The sequence below is a fragment of the Planomonospora algeriensis genome (genome assembly GCF_977012225.1).
Genome location: NZ_CDRNDK010000184.1, coordinates 1 through 11,677, shown reverse-complemented (window position 1 = coordinate 11,677; position 11,677 = coordinate 1). Strand labels below are relative to the sequence as shown.

Here is an 11,677-nt window from a genome sequence, read left to right as displayed (position 1 = left end):
GGCGGGACCGCCCGAGGCGTGCGGGCGGCGCAGGCGCGGGCGGCGGCGGTGCCGAGCGCCCTGGACGGGCAGAGCACGGGATTGAGGTAGCCGCCGGTCATCGGGACGGTCCCCTCGGGCGGGGGCGTGAGCAGGCCGACCACCCGGGTGTCGTCCACCACCCGGTCGCCCAGGGCGACCGTCTGCCAGGAGAGGTCGGCGGGCTCGCTCCTGGCGCGGACGGACCGGGGAGCGACGTAGGTGCCGCTGCCCGGCCGGGTCACCACCCGTCCCTCGGCCGCCAGCCGGCCGAGCGCCCGCGAGACGGTCACCGGACTGACACCGTGGCGGCGCATCAGCTCCCGGCTCGACGGCAGCCTGTCCCCCGGCCGGAGCCGTTCCGTCTCCTCGCGGAGGATGGCGGCCAAACGGACGATACTGCTATCGTCATTCATGAAGGATCAGAGTAGCGCTATCGTCTCGGGGCGGATAGCGGATGCGGTCGGCCCCATCGCCCGGAGCGGGTCCGCCGATCCTGCGGTCTCGGGATCCTCCGGCCTCTCCAGCCTTTCCGGCCTCCCAGTGCCGCCCTCCTCCCCTCCGCCGGGCTTCCTCCCGGAGTCCTCCGCCCCGGGATCCCCCGGCCGGAGCCCTTCCGCTCCGCGTGCGTCGAGCGCGCCGGGAGGAGCCTGGCAGGGGACGCTGCTGGCCGGGCTCGGGGTGCTCGCGTTCTCCGGCTCGTTCCCCGCGACGGTGTTCGCGATGGAGGGCTTCGACCCCTACCTGGTGGCGATCGGCCGGGCCGTGGTCGGGGCCGTGGCGGCGCTGGCGTTCCTCCTGGCGGCTCGGGCGCCGCTGCTGCCTCCCCGCTCCCAGCTGAGGTCCTACTTCGTCATCGTGGCCGGCGTGGTCTTCGGCTTCCCGCTCCTCAGCGGGCTCGCGCTCGACGCCGGGACGAGCGCGGGGCACGCCGCCGTGGTCATCGGGCTGCTGCCCGCCGCCACGGCCGCCTGCGCCGTCCTGCGGGCCGGAGAGCGGCCCCGGCCGCTGTTCTGGCTCGCCTGCGGCCTGGGAGCGGTCTCGATCACGGTATTCAGCCTCAGCCGGGGCGGCGGCCGTGTCAGCGGGGCCGACCTGCTCCTGGTCGGGGCGCTGCTGGCGGCCGCCGCCGGCTACACCGAGGGCGCGCGGCTGACCCGCGAGACCCCCGGCTGGCAGGTGATCTCCCGCGCCCTGGTGGTCGCCGCGCCGCTCACCATCCCCGCGACCGCCGTCCTGGCGCTGACCACCGAGGTCCGGCCGGGGGCCCTCCCGCTGGCCGGGTTCGCCTACGCCGGGCTGGTCGCGATGTTCCTCGGCTTCATCCCCTGGTACGCGGGCCTGGCCCGGGGAGGCATCGCCCGCGCCGGGCAGACCCAGCTCGTCCAGCCGCTGCTGACGCTGGTGTGGGCCTGGCTCCTGCTCGGCGAGGAGGTGGGGGCGGCGACGGTGGGGGCGGCGCTGGCCGTACTGGCATGCGTCGCGCTGACCCAGCGCGCCCGCGCCTGAGAGGCGCACGCTCCTCCTGACTGCCCCGGCGGGCCCACGCCTGAGAGGCGCACGTCCCTCCCGGCGGCGGCCTCCGGAGGATGCGTCCTTCGGAGGCGTCATCGTGCCCGGTGTCGCGCGACGGGCTCATCGCCGGTTCCCGCGGTCCGCAGCCGGGTCGACAGTGCGCGGACGAACCCCTCCGGGTCGTCGGCGTGCAGGCGGACGAGCGAGGCCGTGCCGGTACGGCCCAGCGGGAGGGTGACGGCAACGGGCTCGGCCAGTTCGACGGTGATCGACGTCCGCGCCGAGACGACCACCTCCAGCCGCTCTCCGTCCAGCCGGACGGTGCCGCCGTCGTGGATGCGCCGCTCCAGCCGGACGCCGGTGACCAGGCGGAGCGGGATCCGCAGGCCGAAGGCGGCGCCGTACCGGACGCGCAGTTCCCCGGCCGAGACCACGTGCGGGCGGGTGATCCCGGCCGCCACGGAGCCCAGTACCTGCACGACCAGGCAGACATGCAGGACCAGCATGATCAGGTGCACGACGGGCCAGGGGATCAGGAACGCCATGGCCGCGCCCTCGAGGACGAGGACGAAGAGCATCGCCAGCATCACCGGGACCTCGCCGCGCAGGTAGCCGAACGCGCGGTCGCCCTCGCGCACGCCGTGTCTCCGGCCGGTCGGCCACAGCAGCAGACTCGTGATCGTCCGCCCCTGGTAGCCGATCAGCCTCCGTACGGAGGTCGGTGCGGTCCGCCGCGTCCGCCGGGAGATCACGCGGTGCTCCTGTCCGCGAGCAGGACCATGGCCCGGTGGATCACCTCGGCCTGAGCGGACGGCAGGTCGGCGAAGAACGCCCGCGCGAACGCCTCCTGCTCCCCGGTCCCCCCGTCGGCGTCCGCAGGCCGCAGGACCGGATCCAGCAGCCCGGAACCGAGCATCTCCGGCGGTACGGCGTCGGCCAGCCGCTCGGCCAGGCCGGGGACGCGGGGATCACCGAGGTCGGCGCCTGCCAGCGCGTCCAACTCCCGGTACAGGTCCTCCACCCGGCTCATGCGGTCGGGGTCGGAGGCCGTCTCCAGCAGCAGCCGGCGCACGTCCGGCTCGGCGGTGCTGTCCAGCAGGGCCAGCAGTTCGCGTTCCCTGGCCAGCATGCCCGTCTCCGCCTGCGGCAGGCGGCCCAGCAGCGCGGCCATCTCCGGGGAGACCGGGTCGTCGGGATGGAGCGTGTCCCGGGCGAGCAGGTCGGCCAGGCGGGCGCGTCTGCGCCGGATCTCCTGCTCCTGACAGGCCAGGTCGGCGTCCAGTTCGGTGAGGACCTCCCGCAGCTCGCGGCCCCGGTCGTCGGCGAGTGCGTCGCCGACCTCGGTCAGGCTGAGGCCCAGCTCGGTCAGGCGCCTGATCCTGGCCAGCGTGACCGCGGCGCGCAGGCCGTACACGCGGTAGCCGTTGGCGCGCCGTTCCGGCTCGGGCAGCAGGCCCAGCCGGTGGTAGTGGCGCACGGTTCTGGTCGAGACGCCCGCCAGGGCGGCCAGCTCTCCGATTCGCATGCGCCCATTAGAGACGTTGACGCTACGGCAAGGTCAACGTCCACGGGCGATCATGACCCGGCACGCGGTGTTCACGTGGGCGAGGGTGAGTCACCGCCGCACGGGGCAGGGCATCGTCACACGGGGATGAAGCCGAGTGCCGCGGCCGCCTCGGACTGGGCGGTGTCACGGCTGGCGAAACCGAGCTTGTCTCCCGGACCCTCCAGAAGCGGGACGGCGGCCAGCTCGGCGGTCGCGAGATGGATCGCGTCGAGGGCCCTCAGCCCGTGGGCGTACACGATCTGGGCGGCTCTGCGCTCCACGGTGTCGCGGGGTGCGGCGACCAGGGTGACCGGGCCATCCTCACCCAGATCGGACGCGAGAACGGCGAGAGCCGAGTCCAGTTCCAGTAGCCGATCCGCACGGGAAGCACGGACGAGTAGGGCGGTCACCTCCACGATGGTTGAGGTGGCCGTGACAAGAAGGCGCTCGGGGTTCTGCAGCAGGCCCCGAGTCCGGAGATACCCGGGATCATCGAGGAGATACGCACAGGCCAGGGCGGAGGGAGCGGCGTAGACGAGCATCGGATCAGCGATCCCCGGCGTGGAGCCTGTCCTGCGGCCACTTATCGGGCTGGTTCACGTAGGTGCCGCGCTGCGGGACGGTGTAGACCCAGCCCTGCTCCCTCAGCAGTCTGACGGCATGCCGTACCGTCTCCCTGGCCACGCCGTGCCGCTGAACCAGCACTGTTTCACTCGGGATGGCGCGGCGGGGCTTGAGGTCGCCGCGCGTGATACGACCGACCAGGTCATCGGCGATCTCCCGGTAGAGAGGAGCCGAGCGGTCCGTGTGCCGAGGGCGGCTGGCCGGACCAGCGAACGTCCCCTCACCCTGGACCACGTAGACGAGGCCCTCGTCGCGGAGTATCCGAACGGCCCTCCGGGCGGTGGTGCGGGCGATGCCGAACTCGTTCTGGAGTTCCGCCTCGCTGGGTACGGAAGAGCCGGGGCGAATCACCCCGTCGGAGATGCGCCGCCGGATGATCGCGGCTACCTGCAGGTAGAGGTGGGTATCGCCTTCGTGGTCCAGCATGCGGTCATTGTAGATACCGGGGCAGGTAAAAACACTGGTTCACTCGACCAGGAGATACGTCGGTGAACTAGAGAGTAGTGGTTTGTGTGGATTCATCGCGTATGGGCCAGTCCTCGCGCGGTGAGACGTAGGTCCCTCGATAGGGCACGGTGAAGACCCATCCCTGATCGCGGAGGAACGCCATGGCCTGGCGCACGGTGGCCTTGGCGACGCCGTACTGCTTGATCAGCTCTTTCTCTCCGGGAATCCGCCGGTTCGGGACCAGTTCGCCGCGCACGATGCGCTCCCGGACCTCCGCCGCGATCCGCTGGTAGACCGGAATGCGGTCCTCGGGGCGGGGCGTGCCCGGCTCGCCGACGAAGGTGCCCTCTCCCTGGACCGTATAGACGAGTCCCTGCTCGCGGAGCTCCCTCGCCACTCGGCGCGCCGTCGTGCGGGCGATGTCGTATTCGACCTCGAGTTCGGCCTCGCTCGGCACCGGCTCGCCGGGACCGAGATCACCGGCCAGGATGCGCCCGCGAATCTCCTCGGCGATCTGTTTGTAGACCGGAACCGGCCCTTCACGGTCAAGCATGTCCGAATGATAGACCAAAAGGCACATGGGGGAATAAATGGTATATCTAGCAGACTATTGGATAGGTGTACTAGACCAGTAGGGTCGGAGTAGCCTATGGTTGGCATGTGGAGGGCGGGAGAACGGCAGGGGTCGTGGTGCTGGGAGAGGAGCTTCACGGTCGTCATGTGGGGGCGTTGCAGCAGAGGCATCAGCGGATCGACTGGCGGCCGGAGGTGCCGCGGGCCGATCGGATCCGGGTGAAGGAGCACACGTGCTGCTGCAAGGCGACGTTCTACGAGCTCTGCCAGGCGGGCGGGCTGATGTTCGTACGGCGCACGCACCGGCTGGGAGACGCGGTGGCGGTGCACGAGTCGCCGTGGGTTCGGGTGAAGGAGGCGGAGGAACTGTGGTTCCTGCTGTTGATGGGAAGCGCCCGCTGACGGGTTCGGCCGAGCCGTCCGCACCGAGGTCCGGCCGATCGGCCGGGCCGACCGCGTTGACGGGCCGGGCCGAGGACCCCGGTCTGAAGACCACCGGGGCTTCCGCGCTGGAGGCGGTCGGTGAGAGGTCCACGTCGATCGGCCGGTAGGCGCGTCCCGCGGTGCCGAGGGCACCGCCGGCATCAGAGAGCTCCCGGTCCTTCCGTGTGTTAGGGGTCACCGGAAGGGCCGGGCGGTGGTCCCGCGACCTTGAGGGGGACGCGGGACCACCGATCGAGAACCCCCGGCAGCAGTCCCTCACATCCCACCTGCTGCCGGGCTCAGACCTGTCATGAGTCTCCGCCGCGTGAAGGCGGGGGGCTCGGTGACAGGCCCTGTGCGCCCGTCGGTGGAGCACCGGCCCGGCGGGTCCGGTGGCCCGGCCCTGGAGGGGAGCCGGGCCACCGCCATGGATTTCCGGCCGCCGTCGTGTTCCGGGTGCGGCGGCGGCCGGGAAGCACACCGGCCGATTCCGGCTGGGAAACACATCGGTCGGGGTCGGCCGGGGCGATCCGGTCGGCAGCGCGGTTCGGCGGCATGGTCGGCGGATGTCGGGGTCACCCGGCGATGCGGCGCCAGGCCGTGTCGGTGACGATCACGTGGTCGAGGAAGCGCAGGCCGACGGTCTCGGCGGCCTCGCGGAGGCGGGCGGTGACGTCGAGGTCGGCGGGGCTGGGGTCGAGGGAGCCGCCGGGATGGTTGTGGGCGAGGCCGAAGGAGGAGCCGCCGGAGGTGAGGACGAGCGTGATGATCTCGCGGACGGGCGCCGGGGCGTGGTCGGCGCCGCCCTCGCTGACGATCGCCCTGCGGGTGACCGAGCCGGCGGAGTCGCAGACCACGGCGACCACCCGCTCGTGGCCGAGGTGCCGCAGGAGCGGGGAGGCGACGGCGGCCAGGTCGGCCGAGCCGGTGACGCGGCGGCGCTCCGGCTCCGCCTGCGCCTGCCGTACGAGGTGGAAGGCGGCGATGATCCGGGCGGCCTTGGCCGGGCCGATGCCGCTGACGGTCATCAGCCGGTGCGCGTCGGAGCGGCCGAGGCCGCGCAGGTCGCCGCAGTGGGCGATCAGCTCGGAGGCCAGCTCGACCGCGTTGGTGCCCCGGCCGCCCGAGCCGAGCAGCAGCGCGAGGAGCTCCCGGTCGGCCAGGGCGGTGGCGCCGAGGGAGAGGAGCCGCTCGCGCGGCTGGTCGGTCGGGGGCATGTCCTTGACGCGCAATCGGCACCTCCGGCTCGGGAACCCGGGTCGGTTGTACCAGGCGGCACCGACATTCGTCCTGATCGCGGAGCCTGCGGCCGTGCCTCCCGGAGGCTCCGCGATCAGGTGCTCTTCCCGATCAGGGGCCGGCCGGGAGGTCCCCGCCGAGCAGGGCGGCGGCGAGCCCGGTCAGCTCGGCGTCCGTCGCGGCCGAGGCCTCTGCGGCGACGCCCGAGCGGAAGAGCGAGGCCCCCTCGATGAGCATGACGAACGTCTCGGCCCGCGCCCGGCACAGGTGCGGCGGGAGCCCGGGATCCCGGCTGCGGACGAACTCGGCCACGTGCCCGGTGTACTCCCGGTAGAAGGCCCGGACCTCGGCGGCGACGGACTCGTCGTGGGCGGCCAGCGCCCAGATCTCGGTGAACAGGCGGACGAGCCGGGCGTCCTCCTGCTGCGCCAGGAGGCTCCGCACCACCGGTTCCACGGCCCCGCCCGCCGAGCCCGTGACGTCGGCCACCTCCTTCAGGGAGCGGTCCAGCACGCGGGCCAGCACGGCCTGGACCAGGTCGGCCCGGGTGCGGAAGTAGTGCTGGAGATGCCCCAGGCGCACCCCCGCCTCGGCGGCGACCGTGCGCAGGGACAGCTCCGCGTTCCCGCGCTCCACCAGGACGCGCTCGGTGACGTCGAGCAGTTCCTCCCGGCGGCTGCTCCCCTTGGCGGTCGGCCGTGACGGGCGGTCCGGTCTCGGGGCCGGTGCGGACGGAGCCCCGCGGTCCACTCCGGCCGGATGGTCCGTTCCGGCCCGGTGTTCCGTTCCGGCCGGGGGCTCGGGTTCCGCCGGACGGCCCGTGGGGGGCGTCATGCCGCCCGCCGTACCGCGGGACCGGCCTCCTCGGCGACGGCGACCCCTGCGGACTCCAGGAAACCGGGCACGTCCAGAGGGCGCGGGGTCGCCTCCGGGAACACCACGCCCTCCGGCGGGGCGGCGCCGTCGGCGCCCAGGATCCTGCGCAGCGCCATCAGCGCCCCGACCGCGGTCAGGTGCGCCTGCCCGCGGGGATCGGTGACGGTCGCCGTACGGGTCCCGGCCGGGCCGGTGACGTCGATCCGGAGCCGGGCCTCGCCGCCCTCACCGGCGGAGTAGAGCAGGGAGCGGCGGAGCGGCGTCCAGCGCTCGCCGCGCCCCCACCGGAAGAACCCGGACCGCTTGACGGCCAGCAGCGCCGAGGTCAGGGCGGGGGAGCTGAAACCGATCCGGGTGGCCGCCGTGCTCACCCCGAGGGTGATCGGCAGGGTGAACTGCTCCGGCGTGTCGATCCGCGCCACCCGGGTGCGCGAGGAACCGACCATGACGGTGCGGGCGTCGGTGAGCGGCATGACCAGGCGTCGCCGGCCGGCCTCCACGATCTCGTACTCCAGACCGAGCCGGTCCATGAACTCCACGGAGTCCGCGCCCGCCCGGTCCTTCAGATCCCAGCGCACCGCGATCTCGACCGTGTCGGCTCCGCCGATCCGGGTGGCCAGCGTCGCGGCCACCAGGGCACCCACGCCCCCCATCCAGCTGGAGGAGAGCAGCACGGGCGCGGCCGGGCGCAGCGTCGCGGCCACGGTCGCCGCCCGCTGCAGGCGGGCGGTCCACCGGGTGACGTCGGCGTAGGGGACCCCGGCCCGTACGGCGGCGCGCAGCACCCGGTCGTCGGGGTCGTTCACCACGCCGACCACGGCGCGCACCGCCGCGGAGAACGGGGCGGGATCGGACAGGTTCCAGCGGCGGACCGTGGCACCGGTCTCCTCCGCCAGGGACGTGCCTCTGGCCGGGGTGCGGCCGGTCAACAGCAGGGGCCAGGACGGCGCGGCGAGCCTGGCCAGCTCGGCGCCGACGACGCCGTACCCGCCCACCAGCAGCACGGGGCCGTCGGGATCGAACCGGAGATCATCATTCATGGCTTCAATATAGGTCAACTGACCTATAACGCGACCGGCGGGACCCGCCTACGGGTGGAGCGAGTGGGAGTAGACCAGGCGGAAGCGGTCGCCGGGGATGACGATGTCGCTGGTCTCGACCGGGCGATCACCGGCCCAGTGGGTGCGCTCGACGTGCAGGACGTGCACGCCGGCGGGCAGCTCCAGGGCGTCGATCTCGGCGGGTTCGGGGACGCGGGAGGAGACCTGCTCGACGATCTCGGTGACCTTCACGCCGGAGGAGGACAGCCGGGCGATCAGGCCGCGCGGGGCGTCCTCGGAGGTCGTCTCGGTGAACTCGGCGGGTTCGTAGGAGACGGCGAGCTGGACGGGCCTGCCGTCGCCGCGGAAAACGTAGCGGGTGCGGGTGAGCGGGGCCGATTCGGTCAGCTGGAGGCGGTGGGCGAGGTCGGCGGTGGCCTCGACCTGCTCGGTGCGCCAGTCCCAGGTGACGCGGGAGCCCTGCGACTGCAGGTCGGCGCCGGAGGGGGCGACGTGGTCCGGGAAACGCCAGCGGTGCAGGGGGGTGAGCGCCGGTCTGGCGCGGACGTAGTGGCCGGAGCCGACGCGGCCGAGGATGAGGCCTTCGGCGGCGAGCACGCGCAGCGCGTGGCGGGCGGCGGTCTCCCCGACGTTGTACTTCCGGGTCAGCTGGGCCCGGGAGGGGATCGGGGCGCCGGGGGGCAGTGAGCCGTCGACGATCTGGCGGCGGATGTCGGCGACGACGCGCAGGTAGACAGGATCGGAACTTGCCACGTGTCCATCCCTGAGGGGTGAGGCGACGGTCCATCCTGCCGTATTCACCGGACAACTCAGGGTAATGACGGCAATTTGGAGCTCCAACTTTGGAACACGGGCAAGATCTTTTGATGGCGGTGGAAAATATCTTGGTGAATCCTGTAACGCCCCTGGGGGTGGGCCCGATTCAACGGTAGAGGTCGTCGATGTGTGTACCCCCGAGCACATATCGGCGGCCTCTTTTTTCGTGTCCCTTTCGTGTCCCGGTCTCCGGCCGTCCTGGCTGTCCGGGCAAAGCGGACATAAATATTATTACGCCCCGTGTGTGGATATTTGGTGCGATCTTTAACGGCTGCTCTCGTGGTCGTCCTCGTCGTCGCCACGGCGGCGGTGCCGGCCGGGGCCGGGACCTGGGATGCCTCCCTGCCGCCCGTGGTGCCCGCGCCGACGGGGTGGACGGGCGGTGAGGGGTCGTTCCGACCGGTCCGGGACTCCCGTGTCCTGGCGGGGGAGGAGTCGAAGGAGGAGGCCGAACGGCTCGCCGCGGACCTGCGCGAGGTGACGGGTCTGCCCGTGCCCGTGGTCGTCGGCGGGGCTCCGGAACCGGCGGCCGGTGACGTGGTCCTGACCGGGCTGGACGGCCCCGGCGACCGACCCGGTGACCAAGGAGCCGCCGGAGGCCGGCAGAGCCCTGAGGGCCCGGAAGCCGTCGAAGGTCCGCAGGGCCCCGGGGACCGAGGGACCGCCGAGAGCCCGCAGAACACCGAGAGCCCGGGGAGCGCCGAGGGTCCGCAGCACGCCGGCGGAGCGGGAGGCGCCGAAGGACTGGAGAGCGCCGGGGCTCCGGAGGGCTACCGCATGGAGGTCGGCGCACACGTCGAGATCGCCGCGTCCACACCGGCCGGGCTCTTCTACGGCGGACGCACGCTGCTCCAGCTCCTCAGGGCCGGAGGCGAGGCGCCGTACGGCAGGCTCGAGGACCGGCCCGAAGCGGGCAGCCGCATGGTCGTCCTCGACGTGCAGGGCGGGTTCTGGCCCGTCGCGCGGCTCGAGGACCTCGTCCGCCGGATGTCCTGGCTGAAGCTGAACACGCTCTACCTGCGGCTCTCCGGGGACGCCGCGCTCCGGCTGCACGACCCCGCCTTCGCCGAGGCGGTCCCCGGGCTGAGGTACACCCGCTCCGACATCGAGGCGGTCCGGGCCACGGGCCGCCGTCACCACGTCACCGTGGTGCCGGAGATCGACGTGCTGGGGGACACGGCGGCGCTCACCCCGTCCCGGCGCTGTGCCGCCGAGCACGTGCCCGACCTGGCGGATCCCGAGGTGAGGCGGCGGCTCACCGCCGTGCTCGACGCCTTCACGGGATGGTTCGACGCGCCGCTCATCGGCCTCGGCCGGATCGACGCCTGTGACGAGCCGGAGTGGCTGGAGGGAGCGGCCGAGCTGGCCGGGCACGTCGAGACCCCGGGCCGGAGGCCGGTCCTGCGGGTCCGCGACCGCCTCCCGGCGCTGGACGGCAGGCCGGTGATCCTCAACGAGGGCTCGTCGGAGACCGGGGCGATCGTGCGGAACGGCCGGCACGACGTCATCGACGCCTTCCCCGCCGCGGGCTCGCACGCCGGAGACCTCCTGGCGTGGACTCCCGAGGCCGAGGGCTTCGGCCGGGCCCTGATCGCCGATACCGCGGTCTTCGGCGACCCGGGGGCCGCCGAAGCGGTCCTGGCGGGCCTCAGGGCGGAGTTCGCCGAGCGGGCGTGGAACCGCCTCTCGCCCGCGGAGGGGTTCACGGACAGACTGCGCGCGGTGGGTGACGCTCCGGGCCTCTCCCCGGAGGAGCCGGTCGTCCGGGCGGAGCACCGCTACACCTTCGACGCGCCCCACGTTCCGGAGGGTGACACCCACGTCCCGGCCGCGTGGCGCGACGGACTGCTGGTCACGGCGGCCGACGAGACGGGCGGCGCGCACGCGACCGCCGCCGTGGCCGCGGAGGAGCGGATCACGCGGGCGCAGAACGGGGGAGGGCGGGACCCCGGGAAGCGGGACGCGACGGGGGAAACGGGCGCGGGAGAGGATCCGGGCAGGGGAGAAGGACCGGGCCCGGAGGAGGGACCGGGCCCGGAGGAGACGGTGGTGGACGGCGCGCCGCTGTTCCCGGTGCCCGGCCGGATCGGCGGTGCGGCCCGGTTCGGCGAGGGCCGGCGGTTCGTGTTCGGCGCCGCGTCGAAGAGCCCGCCGTGGACGGTCTCCCTGTGGGTGCGGAGCGAGGACCGGGCGCGCGGCGTCCTGCTCGGCCGCCTCGACCGGGCGATCGTCGTCGACGGCGGCGAGGTCGCCGTCTCGGGCGCCAGGGAGTTCTCCTTCGGTCGCCGCCTCCCGCTGAACCGCTGGACCCACCTCGTCCTGGTGGCCGAGTCCCGTGGCACCACCCTGTACGTGAACGGCCGCCGGACGGGACGGGTGCCCGAGGTGATCGACCTGCCCACGGGCTCGATGGGCCCCTTCGAGGGCGCACTGGACGAGGTCGTCATGTCGGGCCGGGCGCTGACGTCCGCCCAGGTGGCGGCGGTCTACGCGGCCTACGCGGCTCGCCCGGCCACCACCGGCCCGGCGCCGGACCGCC

Annotated in this window: 13 protein-coding genes; 3 read left to right on the top strand and 10 right to left on the bottom strand. The window is 73.3% G+C overall.

The features are described 5' to 3' along the window. Nucleotides 1-407 (bottom strand): GntR family transcriptional regulator (locus ACWJ6R_RS19445; RefSeq protein WP_449063585.1); only part of this gene is annotated, 407 nt, incomplete at its 3' end. 274 nt (nt 408-681) lie between these two features. On the opposite strand from ACWJ6R_RS19445, the gene ACWJ6R_RS19440 reads away from it, so the two are divergent. Next, nucleotides 682-1,527, top strand: coding sequence for a DMT family transporter (locus ACWJ6R_RS19440; RefSeq protein WP_449063587.1), 846 nt, complete (start codon nt 682-684; stop codon nt 1,525-1,527). A gap of 98 nt (nt 1,528-1,625) precedes the next feature. Here the strand turns inward: ACWJ6R_RS19440 and ACWJ6R_RS19435 are convergent, their stop codons facing one another. The 5 genes from ACWJ6R_RS19435 to ACWJ6R_RS19415 form a co-directional block, all read right to left on the bottom strand. Further along, nucleotides 1,626-2,285 (bottom strand): hypothetical protein, encoded by a 660-nt coding sequence (locus tag ACWJ6R_RS19435; protein WP_449063584.1) that lies wholly within the window; start codon nt 2,283-2,285, stop codon nt 1,626-1,628. Next, nucleotides 2,282-3,058, bottom strand: a complete 777-nt coding sequence (locus ACWJ6R_RS19430) for a MerR family transcriptional regulator (protein WP_449063583.1) — start codon at nt 3,056-3,058, stop codon at nt 2,282-2,284. The genes ACWJ6R_RS19435 and ACWJ6R_RS19430 overlap by 4 nt, the downstream gene beginning before the upstream one ends. A gap of 116 nt (nt 3,059-3,174) precedes the next feature. Next, nucleotides 3,175-3,621 carry a type II toxin-antitoxin system VapC family toxin gene (locus ACWJ6R_RS19425; RefSeq protein WP_449063582.1) on the bottom strand — a complete coding sequence of 149 codons (447 nt, stop codon included), beginning with the start codon at nt 3,619-3,621 and terminating at the stop codon, nt 3,175-3,177. Nucleotides 3,622-3,625: 4 nt separating this feature from the next. Further along, nucleotides 3,626-4,129, bottom strand: a complete 504-nt coding sequence (locus ACWJ6R_RS19420; protein WP_449063581.1) for a GntR family transcriptional regulator — start codon at nt 4,127-4,129, stop codon at nt 3,626-3,628. 67 nt (nt 4,130-4,196) lie between these two features. Continuing rightward, nucleotides 4,197-4,730 (bottom strand): GntR family transcriptional regulator, encoded by a 534-nt coding sequence (locus ACWJ6R_RS19415; RefSeq protein WP_449063580.1) that lies wholly within the window; start codon nt 4,728-4,730, stop codon nt 4,197-4,199. A 140-nt stretch (nt 4,731-4,870) separates the two neighbouring features. Between ACWJ6R_RS19415 and ACWJ6R_RS19410 the strand changes: the two genes are divergently transcribed. After that, the gene (locus ACWJ6R_RS19410; protein WP_449063586.1) at nt 4,871-5,125 is read left to right on the top strand and encodes a hypothetical protein; all 255 of its coding nucleotides are present in this window, start codon (nt 4,871-4,873) and stop codon (nt 5,123-5,125) included. A 596-nt stretch (nt 5,126-5,721) separates the two neighbouring features. Here ACWJ6R_RS19410 and ACWJ6R_RS19405 read toward each other — a convergent pair. The 4 genes from ACWJ6R_RS19405 to ACWJ6R_RS19390 all read right to left on the bottom strand — a co-directional run bounded on the left by ACWJ6R_RS19405 (nt 5,722) and on the right by ACWJ6R_RS19390 (nt 9,075). Continuing rightward, nucleotides 5,722-6,363 (bottom strand): JAB domain-containing protein, encoded by a 642-nt coding sequence (locus ACWJ6R_RS19405; RefSeq protein WP_449063579.1) that lies wholly within the window; start codon nt 6,361-6,363, stop codon nt 5,722-5,724. Between the two features lie 133 nt (nt 6,364-6,496). Continuing rightward, nucleotides 6,497-7,135, bottom strand: a complete 639-nt coding sequence (locus ACWJ6R_RS19400; protein ID WP_449063578.1) for a TetR/AcrR family transcriptional regulator — start codon at nt 7,133-7,135, stop codon at nt 6,497-6,499. Between the two features lie 80 nt (nt 7,136-7,215). Further along, nucleotides 7,216-8,301 carry a saccharopine dehydrogenase gene (locus ACWJ6R_RS19395; protein WP_449063577.1) on the bottom strand — a complete coding sequence of 362 codons (1,086 nt, stop codon included), beginning with the start codon at nt 8,299-8,301 and terminating at the stop codon, nt 7,216-7,218. A gap of 48 nt (nt 8,302-8,349) precedes the next feature. Then, nucleotides 8,350-9,075 (bottom strand): GntR family transcriptional regulator, encoded by a 726-nt coding sequence (locus ACWJ6R_RS19390; protein WP_449063576.1) that lies wholly within the window; start codon nt 9,073-9,075, stop codon nt 8,350-8,352. Nucleotides 9,076-9,393: 318 nt separating this feature from the next. On the opposite strand from ACWJ6R_RS19390, the gene ACWJ6R_RS19385 reads away from it, so the two are divergent. After that, the coding region (locus ACWJ6R_RS19385) for a glycoside hydrolase family 20 zincin-like fold domain-containing protein (RefSeq protein ID WP_449063575.1) at nt 9,394-11,677 on the top strand (2,284 nt) is incomplete at its 3' end.